General features: G+C 64.3%; 16 protein-coding genes and 1 pseudogene. 6 read left to right on the top strand and 11 right to left on the bottom strand.

What is annotated here, in order from left to right:
- The first annotated feature begins 147 nt into the window (after window positions 1-147).
- Window positions 148-2,133, top strand: coding sequence for an autotransporter outer membrane beta-barrel domain-containing protein (locus DRB87_RS15780; protein ID WP_130026577.1), 1,986 nt, complete (start codon window positions 148-150; stop codon window positions 2,131-2,133).
- A 231-nt stretch (window positions 2,134-2,364) separates the two neighbouring features.
- Here DRB87_RS15780 and DRB87_RS15775 read toward each other — a convergent pair.
- A pseudogene (locus DRB87_RS15775) lies at window positions 2,365-3,427 on the bottom strand (porin).
- Window positions 3,428-3,946: 519 nt separating this feature from the next.
- Window positions 3,947-4,876 (bottom strand): LysR family transcriptional regulator, encoded by a 930-nt coding sequence (locus DRB87_RS15770; protein WP_130026576.1) that lies wholly within the window; start codon window positions 4,874-4,876, stop codon window positions 3,947-3,949.
- A 175-nt stretch (window positions 4,877-5,051) separates the two neighbouring features.
- On the opposite strand from DRB87_RS15770, the gene DRB87_RS15765 reads away from it, so the two are divergent.
- The 3 genes from DRB87_RS15765 to DRB87_RS15755 all read left to right on the top strand — a co-directional run bounded on the left by DRB87_RS15765 (window position 5,052) and on the right by DRB87_RS15755 (window position 9,313).
- Window positions 5,052-5,933 carry an NAD(P)-dependent oxidoreductase gene (locus DRB87_RS15765; RefSeq protein ID WP_130026575.1) on the top strand — a complete coding sequence of 294 codons (882 nt, stop codon included), beginning with the start codon at window positions 5,052-5,054 and terminating at the stop codon, window positions 5,931-5,933.
- Between the two features lie 102 nt (window positions 5,934-6,035).
- Window positions 6,036-7,550: an aldehyde dehydrogenase family protein gene (locus DRB87_RS15760; protein ID WP_130026574.1), complete on the top strand. Its 1,515-nt coding sequence runs from the start codon at window positions 6,036-6,038 to the stop codon at window positions 7,548-7,550.
- Between the two features lie 395 nt (window positions 7,551-7,945).
- Window positions 7,946-9,313, top strand: coding sequence for a DUF3100 domain-containing protein (locus DRB87_RS15755; RefSeq protein WP_130026573.1), 1,368 nt, complete (start codon window positions 7,946-7,948; stop codon window positions 9,311-9,313).
- Between the two features lie 104 nt (window positions 9,314-9,417).
- Here DRB87_RS15755 and DRB87_RS15750 read toward each other — a convergent pair whose 3' ends face one another.
- Together DRB87_RS15750 and DRB87_RS15745 are read right to left on the bottom strand one after the other, a co-directional pair.
- Window positions 9,418-9,990, bottom strand: a complete 573-nt coding sequence (locus tag DRB87_RS15750; protein ID WP_130026572.1) for an EF-hand domain-containing protein — start codon at window positions 9,988-9,990, stop codon at window positions 9,418-9,420.
- A 95-nt stretch (window positions 9,991-10,085) separates the two neighbouring features.
- The gene (locus tag DRB87_RS15745) at window positions 10,086-10,352 is read right to left on the bottom strand and encodes a glycine zipper 2TM domain-containing protein (RefSeq protein ID WP_165385338.1); all 267 of its coding nucleotides are present in this window, start codon (window positions 10,350-10,352) and stop codon (window positions 10,086-10,088) included.
- A gap of 765 nt (window positions 10,353-11,117) precedes the next feature.
- Between DRB87_RS15745 and DRB87_RS15740 the strand changes: the two genes are divergently transcribed.
- Both DRB87_RS15740 and DRB87_RS15735 read left to right on the top strand, forming a co-directional pair.
- Window positions 11,118-11,792 (top strand): TetR/AcrR family transcriptional regulator, encoded by a 675-nt coding sequence (locus tag DRB87_RS15740; protein ID WP_130026571.1) that lies wholly within the window; start codon window positions 11,118-11,120, stop codon window positions 11,790-11,792.
- An 11-nt stretch (window positions 11,793-11,803) separates the two neighbouring features.
- Complete coding sequence (locus DRB87_RS15735; protein ID WP_130026570.1) at window positions 11,804-12,760, top strand: LysR substrate-binding domain-containing protein; 957 nt, start codon at window positions 11,804-11,806, stop codon at window positions 12,758-12,760.
- Between the two features lie 210 nt (window positions 12,761-12,970).
- Here DRB87_RS15735 and DRB87_RS15730 read toward each other — a convergent pair whose 3' ends face one another.
- The 7 genes from DRB87_RS15730 to DRB87_RS15700 form a co-directional block, all read right to left on the bottom strand.
- Window positions 12,971-13,330 (bottom strand): DNA-binding transcriptional regulator, encoded by a 360-nt coding sequence (locus DRB87_RS15730; protein ID WP_130026569.1) that lies wholly within the window; start codon window positions 13,328-13,330, stop codon window positions 12,971-12,973.
- A 212-nt stretch (window positions 13,331-13,542) separates the two neighbouring features.
- Window positions 13,543-14,253, bottom strand: coding sequence for an ABC transporter ATP-binding protein (locus DRB87_RS15725; RefSeq protein ID WP_130026568.1), 711 nt, complete (start codon window positions 14,251-14,253; stop codon window positions 13,543-13,545).
- The gene (locus DRB87_RS15720) at window positions 14,250-15,020 is read right to left on the bottom strand and encodes an ABC transporter ATP-binding protein (protein WP_130026567.1); all 771 of its coding nucleotides are present in this window, start codon (window positions 15,018-15,020) and stop codon (window positions 14,250-14,252) included. Before DRB87_RS15720 ends, DRB87_RS15725 begins: the two co-directional genes overlap by 4 nt.
- Window positions 15,017-15,991 carry a branched-chain amino acid ABC transporter permease gene (locus tag DRB87_RS15715; RefSeq protein ID WP_130026566.1) on the bottom strand — a complete coding sequence of 325 codons (975 nt, stop codon included), beginning with the start codon at window positions 15,989-15,991 and terminating at the stop codon, window positions 15,017-15,019. The genes DRB87_RS15720 and DRB87_RS15715 overlap by 4 nt, the downstream gene beginning before the upstream one ends.
- An 8-nt stretch (window positions 15,992-15,999) precedes the next feature.
- On the bottom strand, window positions 16,000-16,920 hold the full coding sequence (locus tag DRB87_RS15710) for a branched-chain amino acid ABC transporter permease (RefSeq protein WP_017234233.1): 921 nt from the start codon (window positions 16,918-16,920) through the stop codon (window positions 16,000-16,002).
- On the bottom strand, window positions 16,917-17,789 hold the full coding sequence (locus tag DRB87_RS15705) for an alpha/beta hydrolase (RefSeq protein ID WP_130026565.1): 873 nt from the start codon (window positions 17,787-17,789) through the stop codon (window positions 16,917-16,919). Before DRB87_RS15705 ends, DRB87_RS15710 begins: the two co-directional genes overlap by 4 nt.
- A 159-nt stretch (window positions 17,790-17,948) precedes the next feature.
- On the bottom strand, window positions 17,949-19,142 hold the full coding sequence (locus DRB87_RS15700; RefSeq protein ID WP_017234231.1) for an ABC transporter substrate-binding protein: 1,194 nt from the start codon (window positions 19,140-19,142) through the stop codon (window positions 17,949-17,951).
- Between the last annotated feature and the right edge of the window lie 24 nt (window positions 19,143-19,166).

Raw genomic sequence — 19,166 nt, 5'->3', positions numbered from 1 at the left:
TTTGGGTGAGTAAATTCCCAATGCCCCGGTTCAAAGACCGTTAATACGTTAATCACGTCCTAAGATTCGTGTCACTCATCGGATGCAACGCAACTTGCGGATTGGCATTCGACATTGCCAATCACGAATTGAAGAGGGACGCAGAACATGAAAGCGAATCGTATCAACGCCGCAGCACAAACGGATCACAACGTTTCGACGGACGGACTGACGCTCCGCCTGCGACGCACCGCAATGGCGGGTGCGGCAGCGCTGGCATTGACGGGCGGTCTCGCCGCTCCCAGCAATGCGGTGGCGGAAGTCATTGATGAAGTGAGTGTCGATGAGAAGAAGCGAACGCGATTTGCCAATGTTGCTCAGCGATTCGTGACACCGGACTTCGTTGCGTCACGTGCAGACCGCGCGGCCGCGAGTCGTTTGCTCGACGAGCAACGCAAGCGTGTCGCCCAAGCCAATCGGGACGTCACGACGATGCAAACTCGATCCGACACCGCGAGCGAGGGTTTGGCCGAGGTGGTGGCAGGACTGAGCTTCTGGGAGCGGAACGTTACGTCGCCGCAAAGGCTCCTCGACGCACAGGCTGCGAAGGTTGCCGCGGACACCGCCTTGACGTCGGCACAGGGCCGTCTTGCGGACGAAAAGCACCAAAAGACGCAGCGTCTTGCCGAGGCGGCGAATGCAACGCTTCGTGAGGCATTGGCCTACACGAAGCAGAAAGACACCGCGCAATTCAGAGCGGAGACAATTCAGTCCCTGCGGGACAGTGCTTCTGAAGAAAACCCAACAGGTGAGACGGGCGACGTGAGTGTGCCGACGGTTACCGACCCGACCGAAACGGGCGGCACGGATACGAACGCGGGCAACAAAGGCACGGGTGAGGCTACCGAGCAAACCGAAACGAGCGTGACGGATGTGAACGCTGGCAACAAAGACACCAGTGGCGAGACGGTCGCCGAGGTCACCAAGCCGACTGAATCGGGTGTGGACGATACGAATGGCGGCGATGTGAGCACGGACGGGGAAACCGAGGCGGATACGGCGTCCGAAGTATCCACACCCGAATCTGGCGATGCAGATGCCGACGCAAATGCCGATGCGCGTGAGAATCCGACTGCCGAAGCGCTCCTTGAACAGCCACAGGTCGACCCGGCCATCCAGGCCATGGCCGCCGGCGTCGTGCTGACGCAGATGGCCAACGCGGCACAGCAGAACGCCGATCTGTTCCGTAAGGGCATGCAAGACCGCCTGTCGGGCGACGATGCGTTCATGCAGCCCACGGACATCGCCGCGGCGACGAGCGGTATCTCCACTTGGGCACAAGCCATGGGCGGCCAGACGACCGGCCAGGCGCGCGGCGATGTTGCCGGCTTCTCGATGCGCGGTGCCGGGATGGTCGCGGGGATCGACGCCAAGAAGAACAACACGCGTATCGGTGTGGCCGTCGGCTACGCGGATGCCAGTGTCGACGCCAACGGCGAGCACAGCCAGAACGCTTCGTCGAAGGTCAGCACATACAGCGTCGGTCTGTATGGCGCCCACGAAGTCGACGGCTGGTTTGCGAACGGCGGCGTGTCGTATAGCGCACACAGCATCAAGAGCCAGCGCACGGCCAAGCTCGGCGGCGAGGTCTATGGCCTCTCCGGCAAGACGAGCGCTACGACCATCGGTGGCTTTGCGCAGTTCGGCAAGCATATCGTCACCCGCGCCGTGAACATCGACCCGAGCGTCACGCTCAAGGTGTCGAACACGTCGGTCAAGGGGTTCACCGAGCAAGGCGAGGCGGGCCTCAAGGTCGACGGCAGCCAGTTCAACTCGGCCCGTGTGGGCATCGGCGCCCGCCTGTGGAAGGAATTCGGCGACGAGTCGCACAGCATCACGCCGTCGCTGCGCATTGCCTACGAGCGTGAGCTGGCGCATGCAGCACCGTCGATGGACGTTGCCCTCGCCAACGCGGCGAACGCCGGCACGATGACGGTCACGGGCCACAAGCTCGGCCGCGATATCGTGAGCGCGGAAGCCGGTGTCGACGTAAAGTTCGGCAAGAAGCTCTCGCTGCGCGGTGGCGTGAACGGCAGCCTGCGTCAGGGTCAAACGCAAGCCGGCGTGGCCGGCTCGCTCAAGTACGTCTGGTAATCCAGAGGTGAGCGGGTGCCGGCACGTTCGGCGCCCACTTCGCGAGGTAGTCGCAGTAGCAGTAGCAGCAGTCCGTGACGTATCGGCAGCAATCGCAGAAGTAACGGCAGTAGTGATCGCAGTAAGTTTTGTCCATGCCGTCAAAGAAAAGCCGTCCGGCAATGCGCCGGACGGCTTTTTTTCGTCTTGCGTTCGTGCGCTGCTTTCGCGCGTTCCGTTCGCACGACCCGATCAGAACGAGTGCGACACCCCGATATAGGCACCGGTCTGGCTCTTCCCGGCGGGCGGATTGTCGAGCGAGTCGCTCGGAATGGCCGCCACCGAGAAGTTCTGGTTCGAGCTGTTCTTCACGAAGGCGAGGGTGCCATACAGGAACGTGCGCTTAGAGAGGCTGTATGTCGTGCCGACTTCGAACATCGTGGCGTTGCCGAAGCCCCCGGCACGTTGACGTGATAGATCGCGGCATTGGCCGCCCAGACCTGCGTGGCTTGATACCTGACGCCGGCCCAGTAATGGTCGGCGCGTGTGGCGAAGTCGGGCGACGGGGCGTCCGGGGCGGACATATGCGTGTAGCCGAGCGAAATCGTGAAGCGGTTGAGGAACACGTTCGCGCCGGCGAAGTACTCGCGCGACGTGGCGAAGACGTCGGTAAAGCGTCCGGTGCTATCGCGAATTTCGTCATATAACGCGCGCAACTGGAACCGGTCATGTGTGTAGGTCAACTGGGCCCCCATGCCGCGCCCGTTGTTGAACTGCCCGGCGATGTTGGAGAACGCGTATTGGCCCGCCACGTCGAAGCCATACCAGTTCGGGCTCTGGTAGTTGACGGTGTTGCTCGCCTGCGGCCAGTTACGCCCGCGCACGAGCGACGCCGAGGAGAAGGCTTGCTGCTGGAACGGATCGAAGTCCCAGACCCCGTTGCTGATGAACAGATTTCGCCCGATCGTCAGTTGCCCCACGAGCGGGAGTTGAAGCCGACCAGCGCGCGCCGGTCGAAGATCGAACCCGCGCCATTGTTGTTGAAGCCGTTCATCAACTGGAAGCCGCCTTCCAGGTTGAATACCGCATGCAATCCTTGCCCGAGATCCTCATAGCCGCGCAGGCCGAACAGGCTCGTGCCGTAGTCGCCGCCTTGCGCGCTCCAGCGCGAGACGGTGCCGCCGTTGCCGTCCTGAAGGTGGTTCATGAACTGAAAGCCGCCATCGACGCGGCCATAAAGTTGCACGCTCGACTGCGCGTGCGCAAACGTGCCGATGCTGCAAAGCAGGCTCGCTGCGATGAGCTTCTTTTTCATGGTCTGCTCCCCAGTTGCGTTTTGCCCCGCACCTTCTTGCGCGGTTATGACCGTCGTCGTCGCACAGCGTCCAAGCGAAGACAACACGAGATGTCGTCGGAAAAGCTTGAAAAGCCTGAAAATTCGTTACGAGTCACAAAGCATCGGGAAGCGGACACGCCTGGGCAACGGGCGCCGCATGGGGGAATGCGGGCGGTTGCGAGTGATGCCGTCACGCTCTGGTTGTCAGAGATCATCGTCATGGCAGTCCACTGGCGTAGGGTCGGCGGCGGTGTGACGCCCAGGCAGGCGCACACGCGGCCATACGACCGGATTCGGCTGGCGAGGCGGCACGCGATGCGTCGCATGTCATGGACTGCGACGCAACGAGCCGTTATCGCCCGGATGGCTTCATTTATAGACGAATTCCCCCGCGTGCAACATCGGGGAAAGGCTTAGTACGACGATTGTTGCGTGCCAGCAACCGAAATCGGGCGACGCGTCGACCCAATCCGCGCCCGGCGACGTTGGCCGTTTTCGTCAGTCCGGGGCGCCGAACGCTTCCATCTTGCTCTCCAGATGGGTCAGCAGGCGGTTGGCCGCGCCGGACAGCCGCCGGCCGGTGCGCGTGACGAGATGCGCTTCGGCCTGATCGAGAATCGGGTGATCGATCGGCAGCGCGCGCAGCTCGCCGGCCTCGATCTCCTGCGACACGGCAAACGCGGGCAGGAACGTGGCGCCCAGTCCGGCGCGCACGAAATGCTTGAGCACGGAAATCGAGTTGGTCGTGACCGCGGGCGTCAGCCGATACTTTTCCGACTGCTCGGCCAGCGCCATCAACTGGCGGGTGCCATACGCCCCATGCATAAGGGCGAGCGGCACGTCGTAGAGCGCGTCGAGCTTGAGCCCCCCGGCCGCGCGACACCGGTCGACGAGCGGCGAGTCGGGCGCGACGATCGCGTGCACCGGTTGGCGCATCTGCGCGCGCGACACGATCTTGGGTTCGATCGGAGGGTTATAGACCAGCCCGATATCCGCATCGTCTTCCGCGACCAGCCGAATGACTTCGTTGGTGCCCGCCAGATCGAGCGTGAGCGTGATGTCCGGATAGCGCTTGCAGAAGTACTGCAGCGGCGCGCCCATCAGATCGCTGACGAACCCCTCGCCGACCGCCAGCCGGATATGCCCGCGCCGCAACCCCCGCACCTCCTGCAGCTTGGCAAGCAAGTCCTCCTGGTGCGCGCGCTGTTCCCGGTAGTACTCCATGAGCAGCCGACCGGCCTGCGTCAGGTGGACGCCGCGTTTGTGACGTTCGATCAACGGCAGCGCCATTTCGGCCTCCAGCAAGGCGATCTGACGGCTGACGGCCGAAGGGGCAATGTCCAGTCTGTCCGCCGCGGCGCGCACGGTGCCGCACTGGACGGCTTCAAACAAATACAACAGTCGGTTTTCGTTGATGGTAGGTGTCATACCATAAAGACTAATTTTTAGAACAAAAATCTTCAAGCGTTGTCATTGAGCGTCGATTTTTTTCATCCCACACTGCCAATCAATTCCCAAGCGTTGGCCGGCACGTTCGGCTGACGAAGTAACGCGATGTCGCCCAAGGGGGAGACGTCATCCTCGCAGTCAATCTGGAGTCAACATGAAAATCATCGGAGTGGTCGGACTGGGCAACATGGGACGCGGCATGGCGCTGTCGTTGCAGCGCGGCGGTTTCACGGTGCTCGGCTTCGATCCGTCGCCGGCCGCCGGTCGCGCCTTGGCCGACGCGGGCATCGGACTGCGGGCTTCGGTTGCCGAACTGGCCCGCGAGGCCGACGCCCTCGTGCTGTCGCTGCCGACCTCGCAGGTCGTCGAGGCCGTGGTGAATGGCGCCGATGGGATTGCCGCGAACGGTCGCGAAGGCCTGATCATCGTCGACACCTCGACGGCCGATCCGGCAAGCACGCGTGGACTGGCTGCCACGCTGCGCGAGAAGGGCATCGCACTGGTCGACGCCCCGGTCTCCGGCGGCCCGAAGGGCGCCCTGAACGGCGCGCTCACGATGGTGCTGGGCGGTTCGGTGGAGGACATCGCGCGGATCGAACCGGTGCTCGCCGCCATGTCGGCCAAGCGCGTGCATATCGGCGACGTGGGCGCCGGTCACGTGACCAAGCTGATCAACAACCTGATGTGCGCGGCGCACCTGGTCGTGGCGGGCGAAGCGATGCGCCTGGCCGAAGCCGCCGGCGTGGCGCCGGCGCAAGTGCTGGAGGGGCTGAATGCCGGCTCGGGCCGCAGTGGCGTCACGCAGACCAATTACCCGACGTGGATCCTCAACAACGCGTTCGACTCCGGTTTCACGATGAAGCTCATGCGCAAGGACGTGCGTCTTGCGATGGCGCTCGCCGAGCAGACGGGCACGCTCGCCACGGGACCGCTCTCGGCCGAAGTCGGTCGTCTGTGGGCGGCAAGCGCGGCAACGGTAGGCGATGACGAGGACTTCAATCGCATCGTCCAGTTCATCGAGCCGGGCCGGGCGTGATCGCGCGTCAGCCCGCGCCGGCGTTACGCCGGGTCGTTCGATTTTCCATTTTTGTTTGACGAAACGATGCGCCCGATGCGGCGCGTCGCACGGAGTGTTCTCATGGCAGACTCACAAGCCGCCGCCTTGCTCGGCGCATTCGCAAAGTTCTTCCCCAAGGCCACCACCCTCGGCTCGTTCGTGAACGGCGAACTGCTCGAAGGCACGGGTGACGCGAACATCGAGATCGTGAACCCGGCCGCCGGCCAGACGGTATTGACGTATCGCGACGCCGGTGCCGCCGTCGTGGCCCTGGCGGCCCACGCCGCGCAAGCCGCGCAGAAAACCTGGTGGTCGCTGACCCATGCGGCGCGCGGTCGCGTGATGCAGGCCGTCGGCAGCAAGATCCGCGAAAACGCCGAAGCGCTCGCGCAACTCGAATCGATTGGCGCGGGCAAGCCGATTCGCGACTGTCGCGGTGAAGTCGCCAAGGTCGCCGAGATGTTCGAGTACTACGCGGGCTGGACCGACAAGTTCTATGGCGATGTCATCCCCGTGCCGAGCACGCACCTGAACTACACGCGTCGCGAAGCGATGGGCGTGGTGTTGCAGATCACGCCGTGGAACGCCCCGGTCTTTACGTGCGGCTGGCAACTCGCCCCAGCGATCGCCATGGGCAACGGCGTACTGCTCAAGCCGTCGGAACTGACCCCGGCCAGCTCACTGGTGGTGGCCGAACTGGCCGAGCAGGCGGGCGTGCCGCGCGGTCTCATCAACGTGCTCGCCGGTTTCGGACACACCACCGGTCAGGCGGCGATCTCGCATCCGGTCGTCAAGAAAGTGGTGTTCGTCGGCTCGCCCGCCACGGGCAGCAAGATCGCCGCGGCCGCCGCGCAGCGCCTGCTGCCGAGCGTGCTGGAACTGGGTGGCAAGTCCGCGAATATCGTGTTCAACGATGCCGACCTGAAGCGCGCCTGCCTCGGCGCCCAGGCCGCCATCTTCTCAAGCGCAGGCCAGAGCTGTGTGGCCGGCTCGCGCCTGCTGGTGCAGCGCGGCGTGTACGACGAGATGGTCGACATGCTCGCGCGCGGCGCAGAGAAGATCCGCGTGGGCGAGCCGCTCGACGAGACGACCGAAGTCGGTCCGATCTGCAACCGCACCCAATATCAGCACGTGATGAACATGATCGACGCGGGCGTCGCGGGCGGTGCGCGTCTGGCGGCCGGCTCGCAGCAGCGCGGCGACGGCGGCTTCTTCGTGCGCCCCACGGTGCTGGCCGACGCGACCAATGCGATGGGCGTGGCGCGTACCGAAATCTTCGGCCCGGTGGTCGTGGCGATCCCCTTCGACTCGGAGGAAGAGGCGCTGGCGATCGCCAATGACAGCGAGTTCGGCCTGGCGGGTGCGGTGTGGACGCAGGATGTCGCGCGCGCGCATCGTGTGGCGGCGCAGGTCAATGCCGGCACCTTCTGGATCAACGGCTACAAGACGATCAACGTGGCGTCGCCGTTCGGTGGCTACCACCATAGCGGTTACGGTCGCTCCAGCGGCATGGAAGCGCTGTATGAGTACACGCAGACGAAGAGCGTGTGGGTCGAGACCGCGGCGAACCCCGCCACGCCGTTCGGCTACGTCTGATGCCGGTCCGCGGCGAGCGTAGGGCCATCCGGCGGGGAGGGGTGTCGTCATGCGTTCAGCCGTCGGGGGCGTCGCGTCGACGGGGGCGCGCTGGACCGGGGCGACGGTCGTGAGACGCCGCTCGCTACGGAGCCGTTTCAGCCCGTGAGATTCGGGGCCGAAACGGCCATTTTGGCCGCGTATAATGCCGCCCTCGGGTGGTTCGGCGCGGAACGCTGTTGCTGTCACCGAGGCGTGCCAACCTGGCGAGCCGTCAGGCGTCATGGGGAAGTCCGACGGTCTGGGGACCGGACGGATGGCGTGCCGAATTTCCTTAACCACCGAAATGTTCGTACACCTTCCGGGTCACCGGACGGCACCGGACCGGTTCAATAGCAAGTGCAGGGGAGACCCAGATGGCAGTCATGGAAAAAAGCGCGGGCCAACCGCAAGGGGGCGCCTTCAGCGATGGCGTGCGCCTATATATTTGGGCAATCGTGATTCTCGTCATCGCGGAGCTGATCGGGGCGATCAGCATCAATGCGGGGCACGGCAAGATCGTGTTGTTGCCGATGGTCTGGGCGTTGTTGCTCGGCGCGGCGTTGGGTTTGTCGCAAGCGCGTCTGCCGCGTTTTGCGCAGATCAACCTGCCGATGCAACACAAGGCGTCCGCCATTCTGCAACCGGCGCTGCTGCTCTTCGTGGCCAAGCTCGGGCTGCTCGTGGGGGGCTCGCTGCCCAAACTCGTGGCCGCCGGTTGGGCGCTCGTGTTCCAGGAGTTCGGCCATTTCGTGGGTACGATCATCCTGGGCTTGCCGGTCGCGCTGATGCTCGGCATCAAGCGCGAGGCCATCGGCGCGACGTTCTCGGTCGGTCGTGAGCCGAGCCTGGCCATCATCGGTGAAAAGTACGGCTTCGATTCGCCGGAAGGCCGTGGCGTGCTGGCCGAGTACCTGACGGGCACCGTGTTCGGCGCAGTGTTCATCTCGCTGTTCGCGGGCTTCATCGCCAGCCTGAATCTGTTCCACCCGCACTCGCTCGCGATGGGCGCCGGCGTGGGCTCGGGTTCGATGATGGCCGCTGCCGCCGGCGCCATCGCCGCGCAGCAAACGCCGGAAGTCGCCAAGGAAGTGGCCACGTTCGCCGCCGCATCGAACCTGATCACGACGACCATCGGCACGTACTTCACGCTGTTCATCTCGCTGCCGCTCGCCGTGTGGGGCTACCGCGTGATGGAGCCGGTGCTGGGCCGCATGAGCCGCCGTGGTCGCGCCAACGCCGAAGCCGCTGCGGTGGCCGACGCCGACGCCGCCAAGGAGCTCAAGGAAGCGAGCACGGCGCACACCGTCGACATGAATTTCGGTGCGCGTTTGTTCGCCTGGGTGTTCTCGGGTGCGCTGGCGCTGGTCGGTAACACCATTGCCTTCAAGACGCCGTTCCTCGACGGCGTGCCGGGCATGGTCATCATGATCGGTGCCGTGATCGTGGGCGAGGCGCTGTACTACGTCACGCGCCGCAAGGTGCCCGCCGTGTGCTGGGTGTCGCTCATCGCGATGTTCCTGACGTCGCCGGCCTTCCCGTTCGCTCCGATCGTCGAGCAGTTCACCGGCAAGATCAACTTCCTCTCGTTGGTGACGCCCATGCTGACGTACGCCGGTCTGTCGGTCGCCAAGGATGTGCCGGCGTTCCGTCGTCTGGGCTGGCGCATCGTGGTTGTGTCGTTCCTCGCGAATGCCGGTACGTTCCTCGGTGCTGCGCTCATCGCCGAGTTCTTCCACGTGTAATACGTGCCTGTTGTGCGCGGCGGCGACACGCCGCGCGCACGACGCGAAAGCGAATACGCCACGGCATGCCGTGGCGTATTTTTTTGCGCTACCGAACGAGGGGCTCAGGGCTTCGTGGTCGCCGCGTCGGCTTGCGCGCGCTCGTGATAATAACGGCGGAAGTAAGCGCGAATCTCAGCGGGCGAGAGCTTGCCGTCGCGATTGGCGTCGATCAGCTCGAAATGCCGATCGAGGAACGGCTCGGCGGTCGCCGTTTCGTCGCGGCTCAGATAACCGTCGCCATCCTTGTCCGCCGCCTTGAAATAGCGCTCGAACGTGGCGCGACGCGCCTGCAACTGGCTGTGCTGATAGGCCGACCATTCATTGCGGTCGATCTTGCCATCGCGATTGGTGTCGATGGCGTCGAACGAGCGTTGCAGGTACAGCCCGAGCGCTGCGTTCTGATCCGACGCGTCGCCGTAGTCCGGGCCCGGTGACGGCGCAGGCATGGGCGCCGAAGGTGTCGTCGGCACGACGCCGTTCATCGGCGCCCGCGTCTGTGCGTGGCCGGGCAGCGCGACGAGCGACAGGGCGGCGGCGCTGGCGCAAAGCGCGACGACGGCGAGTGTGCTGCGCGCCATACGTCGTGTCGCAAGGGTTCGAAGCGTACGTTGATGGGGTGTCTGTTGAGATGTCATGCCGCGCTTCTCCTGATTCGTTGAACAGTGACGGCCGGCCTCGCGACGCGAAGCGCTGACGAGACGGGAGCCGCCCGTTGACGGAGGGACCGGTGTCAACGGCGACGGCGGTCGTCCGTGATGACATTGCCGATTACGCCGCCGACGACGGCGCCTCCCACGGTCGTGCCCAGGTCGCCGCCGGAGATGAGGGCGCCACCCAGGGCGCCGACGCCGGCGCCAACTGCCGTATTACGCGATTCGCGGCGCGTCATGCCGCCGCAACCCGCCAACGTGCCGACCAAGGCGGCGCCCACGAGCACCGGGCCGGCCGAGCGCGACACACGGGAGAGGTGCGAGATCCATCGTTGTGTAGTTTTCATGACGCATGACTCCTTCAAAGAGGGGGCGTCGGGCCCCGGGGGCAATCGCAGGCATCGCCTGCCGTTCAAAAACAGCAGTCGCTGACGGCGCAGGCTAGATACACGATCCATTGATTGTCGATGCACAGTCCAATGCGGTATTGCGCTGTCTTCATGGCACCTGTCGTCAGCGTTGGTTGATTTAGATTTGACGCAAGTTGCGGTATTTGGATCGCGCGATCTTGTAAGACTTTGTAAAGCCCCTCGGTCGCGCGTGAAGGTCGGGAATGTGCGGGTGTCTCGGTGATTTCTGTGCGATCGATATATACAACGTAGTGCGAAATAAAATGTGGACGCTCAAACAAATGGGGAGCGACGCCAGCGAAGCATGGTGCATGCACCATCGCTCATGTTCGTTGACGTCTAGGACATCGCCGGGGATGTCGCCGTATAGCGGCGCTGTCGAAAGCGTGACACCGAAATTTTTCAAATTTGAAATATCTCGACCGGCGCTTTAAAAAGCCGCCATTCATGCCGGAAGGTGCGGAATGCGCGGAATAGCCGATTGCGCGGCGTATTACGCGGCGTATTACGCGATGTCTGTCATCGCAATTCGCGCTGAATGCGTTGAAACCATCGGGAAAGTCCGGGGGGGTGTTTGCGCTTAGTTTTCGCCGCAAGCTGCGTTTGCGCTGGCATACTGTGCCCGCTGAAGTTCGGTACTGAATTCAGCGATTGTTGAGACAAATCGATTGAGGTGCTCGGCCTATCCGTGCAAGCTTATCCATGCCACAAGTCAAGAAAGAAGACATTCGTCTGGCCATCCTGGAAGCATCGCATGCCCTGTTTCTCGACAAGGGCTATGTCGAAACTACCATGGTGCAGATCGCGAAGCGTGCCGGCATTTCCCACGCGAACATCTACAGCTACTTCACCGCGAAGTTGCAGGTCTTCTTCTGCGTCTACGAAACCTGGTTCAAGGCGCGCATTACCTTGCTCGAAGCCGAGGTGATGGCCGCACACGGCGCCCATGCCCGCATGCGCACCCTGCTCGACGGCCTGCTGGTCAAGATGCCGAGACTCGACAACGGGTTCTCGCATAACCTGGTGCAGGCGCTGGCCACCGTCCGCCCGGGCGATCCGTACGACGCATCGCTGCTGCGCTGGTTTCGCGAGCACCTGTCGAACATGCTGGCGGCAGCGGCACCGAGCCTTGCGCGCGATAGCGTGCGACGTGCGCGTCTGGTGGAGATGCTCGTGCTGACTTTCGACGGATGCCTCGTCAACCACCATGTCAATCCGGCGTCCCTGCCGGACGCCGCGATGCTGGAGGAGTACGTCGTCGCATTCCTGTCGGGCGAACCTGCCGAGCCTGACGCCGCTACGTCGGTGGCGCCAGCGGCGCAGGGCGTGCCGGGGGCGGGGGCGGTGATGCCGTCCGGCTCCGCGGCGGCGGCCTGAACGGCACGCCGATGCGCTCGCTGCCCTGGACCTCCCTCAATCTCGGACGAAAGCTCAAGTTCCACCAGCTTCAGGTGTTCGATCGCGTGCTCGAGACGGGCTCGCTCGTGCGCGCCGCCAACGAAACCGGTCTCACACAACCGGCCGTGAGCAAGATCGTGCACGAGCTGGAATCATGTTTCGAAGGACCGCTCTTCGTACGCAGTAATCGCGGCATGCAGCCCACCGAACTGGGCGAACTGCTCGGGCATCGCGTGAAATCGCTGATGGCGGAGCTGCGCTACCTCACGGACGAAGTGAATGCGTTCAGCGCGGGTACCAGTGGACACGTCATCGTCGGTACGCTCATCTCGGCCGCCGCGGATCTTCTCCCGCGCACGATTGCGATGCTCAAGTCGCGGACCCCGGGCGTACTGGTCACAGTGCGTGAAGCGACGACCGCGCAACTCTTCCCCGCGCTGGCCAGCGGCGACCTGGATATTGTCGTGGGCCGTCTGCCCGAGCGGGCATTGCCTGTCGCGAACGCCTTCGCCCTGACGCACGAAGTGCTCTTCAACGAATCGCTCAGCGTGGTCGGTGGGGCGCGTCACTGGTCGCAGGGGCCGGCGCGCGTGCCGCTTGCGCAGTTGCGTGAAGGGGCATGGATTCTACCGGTGCCGGAATCGCCGTCGCGGCTCGCTGCCGAGCGGCTCTTCCACGATGCGGGGCTGGCGTTGCCCGAGGACGTCGTCGAGTCGCTCTCGGTGCTCACCAACATCGGCTTGATGCTGGAGACCCCGCGAGTGGCGCTGATGCCGCGTGTGGCGGCCACGCCGTTCGTGGAATCGGGATTGCTGCGGGTGCTGGCCGATACCATGCCCGGCAGCTTTGGCGATGTGGGGTATTCGCTACGTGCCGACAGGCCACCGAGCCCGGCTTGTGAGCGCTTCGTCGCCTGCCTTCGCGAAGCGTGCGGCCTCAGGCCGTAGCGCCTTCCTGCCGATGTCGCCAAGACGAAGGGCGGCACGCCGGTGTATCGGCGTGCCGCCCTTTGCGATGGGCCGGCGCATGAACCTGCCCACGCGCCCCAACCGTAACGCGACCTGCCGGCGCGGCGAATGGCGTGAATGCAATCGCGACACTTGCGAAACCCTGCAGCGAAGCCACCACGGATGCGATGACGGTCGTGCGAATGCGGGTCAGAGACGTGCGAGCGACGAGACTAGCCCTGGGTTCTGTTGCACGAGCCGAATGAGACAGGCGGCCTGGGCATTGGGGCGCGCGCGACCCTGCTCCCAGTTCTCCAGCGTACGCGGATTCGTACGCAAGTAGTGAGCGAAGACGTTACGCGACATGCCGAGATGCTTGCGCAGGGCGAGCAATTCGTCGGGATAGATTTCAAGTTTCGGAAGCGGTGTGCGCGGCAGCTCCTTGATATTGAGCGGAAGATCCGCGGGAAGGCCGTTCTTGACGTGCGCCGGTTCGGCTGGCGGTGGCGCACCGGTGTCCTGAGAGAGCAGCCAGCGGAAGGGATTCGAAGGCGTATTGGAGTAAGCCATAGTCCTACCCGGGTGTCGGTGTTAAATGAAGGGATAAGCACGCTTGCGAAGTCAATCAAGCGGAACCGATTGCACCACAGAGTTCTACTGGGTGCTTTCACAAAACACTCCGGATTTTCGCGTATGACACCCATCGAGGACTAAGCACCCCGCCGAAACGAGGTGCCGTAGAGTGTACGCAAAACGGTGCGGTACGCAGCGTGGCGCGCGCCTCAAACGCCCAGGTAAGCCTGTAATTCCGGCAACGCCCGACGCAGGCTTGACGAGTCGCCTTGCCAAGCTACGCGGCCTTTGTCGACGATGTAGTGGCGATCGCCGAGTTCGAGCATCGGTGCAAGGTTCTTGTCGATGCACAGGATCGACAGGCCGCTGCCTTTGAGTTGCTTCAGGCACTGCCAGATTTCACCCCGAATGAGCGGTGCCAGCCCCTCCGTCGCTTCGTCGAGAATGAGTAATTTCGGATTCGTCATCAACGCGCGGCCGATCGCGAGCATCTGCTGCTCGCCGCCCGACAGGTTGCTGCCGAGGTTTTTCTCGCGTTCGCGCAGCCGCGGAAACAGGGCGTAGATGCGCTCCAGTGTCCACGGCGAGCGTGCACCATGACGATTGCTGGCGGTGGCCACGAGGTTCTCGCGCACTGTCAGCGTGGGGAAAATCTGGCGTCCCTCCGGCACGAGCCCCATGCCCGCGCGCGCGATACGGTGCGACGGGCTGGCGTGCACCGGCTGTCCGTCGAACACGATTTCGCCACGGGCAGGACGCATGAGGCCCGTCATCGACTTGACCGTAGTCGACTTGCCCATGCCGTTTCGGCCGAGCAACGTGACGAATGCACCGCGCTCGATGTCGAGTTGCATGCCGAACAGCGCCTGACTCGCGCCGTAGTAGGACTCGACGCCAGACAAAGACAACAAGGGGCTCATGCGGTCGCTCCCAGCATTTCGTTGCGGGTGTCATCCCCGAGATAGGCTTCGCGCACGCCCGCGTCGTTGCGGATCGTGTCGGCGTTGCCGCACGCGATGGCGCGCCCATAGACGAGCACGGTGATGCGATCGGCCAGGGCGAAGACGGCGTCCATGTCGTGCTCCACCAGCACGATGGCGTAATCGCCCTTGAGATCGGCAAGCAAATGCGTCATCTGTTCGGACTCGGCCTGCGACATGCCGGCCATCGGCTCGTCGAGCAGCAGCAGTTTCGGGCGTCCCGCGAGCGCCATGGCCAGTTCGAGCTGACGATGTTCGCCGTGGGCAAGCGCGCTGGCGGGCACGTGCATGCGCGCGGCCAGTCCGGTGCGCGCCAGGATCTCGCGCGCCGGTTCGACGAGCGCCGCTTCGCGAATGGCGGGTCGCCAGAAGCCGAAGCTATGGCCTTGCATCGCCTGTACGGCCACGAGCACGTTCTCCAGCGCGGTGAATTCGCGAAACACCGACGTGATCTGGTACGAGCGCGCGAGCCCTGAGCGGGCGCGCTGCTCGATCGGCATGGCCGTGATGTCGTGTCCGTCGAAATGAATGCTGCCTTCGTCGGCGCGCAACTCGCCGGCCAGTTGGCCGATGAGCGTGCTCTTGCCGGCGCCGTTCGGGCCGATGATGGCATGCAGCTCCCCCGGCGCGACATCCAGGCAAAAGTGGTCGGTGGCGATCAGCCCGCCGTAGCGTTTGACCAGTTGGTCGACTCGAAGCAGCGTCATGCCTTGCCCTCCACGGTACGGGCGCGCCGGGCGAGCCGCAGTTGCAGGTCGCCGAGCAGGCCATACAGGCCGCGTCGCGACACCAGCACCGCCACGACGATGAGCGGCCCGAAGATAATCATCCAGTGTTCCGTCATGCCCTTGAGCCATTCCTCGATCAGCAGCATGGCGGCGCTGCCCAGTACCGGGCCGAAGAACGATCCCAGCCCGCCGAGGACGACCATCACGATCAACTCGCCCGACGCCGTCCACGCCATATAGGCGGGCGAGACGAAGTGCGTGAGGTTGGCGTAGAGCATGCCCGCCACGCCGCAGGTCATGGCGCTGATGACGTAGGCCACGAGCTTGTAACGCAGCGTCGGATAGCCGAGCGCGCGCATGCGGCGATCGTTCTGGCGCGAGCCGCGAATGACCATGCCGAAGCGTGCATCGACCAGCCGGCGACCGGCCCACACGCACAGGCACAGCACGGCGAACGCCACGTAGTACAGCGTGGCGGGGTCGTCGAGCGTCATGCTGCCGAAGCGGCTGCCGGCGGCCACCGGCAGGCCGTCGTCGCCGCCGTATTGCCGCAGGCCGACGGCGAGGAAGTAGAACATCTGGGCGAACGCCAGCGTGATCATGATGAAGGCGATGCCGGTCGTGCGCAGCGAGAGCAGGCCGGTGACGGCGCCGACGACGGCGCACAGCAGCAGCGTCACCCCGAGATGGAGGAAGCCGTTGTCGATGCCGTGATAGCTGAGGATGCCGACGACATACGCACCCAGCCCGAGATACAGCGCGTGGCCGAAACTCACCATGCCGCCGTAGCCGAGGATCAGGTCGAGCGAGACGGCCGCGATGGCGAACACCACGATGCGCCCGAACAGGGTGAGATAGAACGGTTGCTGGGCAAACGTCGCGTAGAGGGGCACCAACGCCAGCACGGCGAGCAACAGCAGCGGCACGGCGGTGCGAAGATTGAGTTTCATTTCCATCGTCAACCGTGTTTGACCGGGAAGAGACCTTGCGGACGCACGGCAAGTACGGCGGCCATGACAAGGTAGATGAGCATCGAAGCGAGCGCGGGCCCGGCGGTGTCGGCGGTGCTGCGCTCCATGAGGCTGCGCAGCAGCGTGGGCAGGGCAGTGCGTCCCACGGTGTCGACCACGCCGACGATCAGCGCCGCGAGAAATGCCCCGCGCACCGAACCGATGCCGCCGATCACGATCACGACCATCGTCAGGATCAGAATCGGCTCGCCCATGCCCGGCTGCACCGACAGGATGGGGCCGGCCATGAGCCCGGCAATTCCGGCGAGAATCGCGCCCAGTCCGAACAGCAGCGAGTTGAGCAGCACGATGTTCACGCCGAGCGCGCCGACCATCTGGCGATGGGTCGACCCGGCGCGGATCAGCATGCCGATGCGCGTGCGGTGAATCAGCAGATAACAGCCCAGCGCCACTGCCAGCCCCACCACGATGATCAGGAAGCGATACGCCGGATACGCGAGACCGAACAAATCCACCGTGCCGGCGAGCCAGTCGGGCACTTCCATGTAATACGGCGACGGCCCCCAGATCATGCGCGCGAGCTCGTTGAAGAACAGGATCAGACCGAAGGTGGCCAGCACCTGATCGAGGTGATCGCGGTCGTACAGCGTCTTGAGCGCGACGAATTCGACGATCAGGCCAATCACGAGCATTGCGGGAACGATGGCGATCGCGGCGAGCGCGAATGATCCCGTGTGGTTGTACACGGTGGCGGCGATGAACGCCCCGATCATGTAGAGCGAACCGTGTGCGAGGTTGACGAAGTTCATGATGCCGAACACCAGCGTGAGCCCCGCGGCCATCAGGAACAACAGCACCCCGAGTTGCAGCCCGTTCAGGCACTGCATGACGAAGAGCGTCAGACTCATGTGGCCTCCCGGGGTAGCCCCATCAGGCGAAAGATGGCTTGCGTGAGCGGACTGGCGGTGTCGTTGAGTGTGAGCACGATATCGAAGTGATTGGTGCCGGGCATCGGGACGTAATCGCCTGCGAAGCCACGGGCGCGCCATGCCGCGAGATAGTCCTCGCTCTGGCGCTTGAATTCCGCCGTCTCGCTCTCGCCATAGGACACCACGATCGGGCAGCCGTGCGCGGGCAGATGGAAGTGGGGGCTGTTGCGATGCGCATCGTCGGCGGACAGTTTCATCCAGTCGTTGATGTGCGTGAACGGAATCGGCGTGAGATCGAACAGGCCGGAGAGCGGGGCGGCGCCGGCGATGACGTCGTGGGGCACGCCGTAATCGGCGTGCCAACCCTGAGCGAGGAGCATGCCCACGAGATGGCCGCCGGCCGAGCTGCCGCACACGTGGATGCGGCGGGCGTCGCCGTGGTGTTCGCCAATGTGACGGTACACCCAGGCCAATGCACGGCGCGTCTGGTCGACGATGGTATCAAGCGAGGCGCCGGGCGCAAGCGAATAGTTGATCGTGACGACCGTCGCGCCAGCGCGTGTGAAGGCGGGCGCCATGTTGCTCGAATCGTCCTTGCCGAGCGCGCGCCAGTAGCCACCGTGAACAAAGAAGAAGACGGGGGCGTCGGGGACCGGCGACGGGAAGATGTCGAGCGTCTCGTCGGGGTGATCCCCGTAGGCGACATCGAGGACGCAGGGCGTGGTCGCGCGGGCGTGCGCGCTCTCGGTGGCGTACTGCGTCAGGATGTCGAGAACGTTGGGCGTGGTGGCGCGAGCGTTGTACTGAACGTCCAGCTCGGCCTCGTCGAAATTGCGGTAGCGCTTCATAAACCCTCGATCGTGCTCAGGTACGGCTCGGGTCGTGCACCTGCAGTGCCGCCGGCCTATCGCGGTGTATCGCGCCCGCCCGGGACGGCCGGGCGGCGCGTCGGCAACGGCGGGCATCGTCCGCGTCGAACCGCACGCGAACGATGCCCGCCTGTCGCCTTACGACTTGATCTTGCACTGCGCGGCCAGGTCGGCGCGCGTCTTGATCTGAATCTGCCCCTTGGTTGCGAACCGGGCGCCGTTGGCGTCCTTCACGACATCCACGCGGTAGAACTGCGCCACGGGGAACTGGTTGCTGGCGAACTTGAACGGCCCGCGCACCGACGAGAAATCGGCCGCCTTGAGTGCGGCGCGCAACGCTTCGCGATCCGCCACGTTGCCCTTGGTCTTCGTGAGGGCCGAGTCGATCAGGTTGGCGGCGTCGTAGGACTGCGCTGCGTACATCGACGGCACGCGGTTGTATTTCTTCTGGAAGGCGGCCACGAACTGCTTGTTCTGCGCGTTGTCGAGATCGGGCGAGTACGGGGCGCTGGTGATGGCGCCGACCGCCAGTTCCTTGAGCGCGGGCAGGGTCGAGCCGTCGATGGTCGACACGGAGATCAGCGGAATCTTGCCGAGCAGCCCGGCCTGACGGTATTGCTTGACGAAGTTCACGCCCATGCCGCCCGGATAGAACACATAGACGGCGTCGGGCTTGGCCGCCTGCAACTGGGCGATTTCGGCCGAGTAGTCGGGCTGGTTGACCTGCGTGTAGACCTCGTCGACGATCTGGCCCTTGTAGTCGCGCTTGAAGCCGTTCACGGCGTCGCGTCCGGCCTGATAGTTCGGGGCCATCACGTACATCTTCTTGTAGCCCAGGTCGCTCGAGAGCTGGCCACCGGCCTCGTGCAGTTCGTCGTTATCCCACGACGTCGAGAAGAAGTTCGGCGAGCATTGCGCGCCGGCAATCGGGGTCGGCCCGGCATTCGAGCCGACCATGACCACGCCCGCATTCGTCACGGTCTTGTGGATGGCCATCATGACGTTCGAGAACGTCACGCCGGTGATGAGCGACACCTTGTCGCGCTCCACCAGCTTCTGCGCGGCCTGCACGCCGACGTCGGGCTTGAGCTGGTCGTCTTCCTTGATCACCTGCACCGGCACGCCGCCCAGTTTGCCGCCCTTTTGCTCGATGGCGAGCATGAAGGCGTCGTACTGGTCCTGGCCGAGCGCGCCGCCCGGGCCGGAGAGCGTGCCGATGAAGCCGATTTTCACCTGGGCGTGCGCGCCGCTCGAGGCGAATATCGCCGCGCCGGCGGCAAGGGCGCCGAGCACGGCGATGGCTTTGCGTTGCGTGGTCTTCGTTCCCGTCATCATGGTCTCCAAACTTAGTTCCAA

Source organism: Pandoraea sp. XY-2 (assembly GCF_004193915.1).
GTDB classification, from domain to species: Bacteria; Pseudomonadota; Gammaproteobacteria; order Burkholderiales; family Burkholderiaceae; genus Pandoraea; species Pandoraea cepalis.
Note: the sequence above shows the minus strand (reverse complement) of the source record. Positions and strands in the feature narration are given on the sequence as shown.